At 61.7% G+C, this 460-nt stretch carries 1 protein-coding gene; it reads right to left on the bottom strand.

Features of this window, described 5'->3' with window-relative positions:
• Positions 1-460: hypothetical protein (locus AM629_RS21535; RefSeq protein ID WP_152912079.1), on the bottom strand; the 460-nt coding region annotated here is incomplete at both ends.

Raw genomic sequence — 460 nt, 5'->3', positions numbered from 1 at the left:
GGCTGTCACTGCCCGGCTGCACGGTATACAGGCTGTTATCCGGTAAGCGGGTATCGGGCGTCACCACGCGTATCACCGGGTCGACTGTTTGTCCTTTGACGGTTTCCGGCGGCAAACTCAGTTCAAACGGCTGACCGGGCGGCAGGACTAAGGGTTGACCGGGGGGGAGGACTAAGGACGGGGTGTTTATCCCGGCCACTGGTTTCACGGCAGTGGGGGCCTGTTGCACCTGCCCGGTCTGGCGGTCGGTTATCGTGATATCGGTCCCCGGTGGGCGGGTATGGTCCTGCCAGGCCAGCGTGTTCAGGTCAATCGTTTCGGTCACCGGGCCCGGTGTATAACCGGTGGTGTCTTTCCCCTGCGAGGTTTTGGTGCCGCCGATGCCAAGCTTGTTCCGTTTTTTCTTTTTGACGTACCAGCGGGTCTGGCTGCCGGTCTCCGTGGTGATGCGTTCCCCCTG

The organism is Photorhabdus heterorhabditis (assembly GCF_001280945.1).
Classification (GTDB): Bacteria; Pseudomonadota; Gammaproteobacteria; order Enterobacterales; family Enterobacteriaceae; genus Photorhabdus; species Photorhabdus heterorhabditis.
This window is presented reverse-complemented; position numbering and strand designations above follow the sequence as displayed.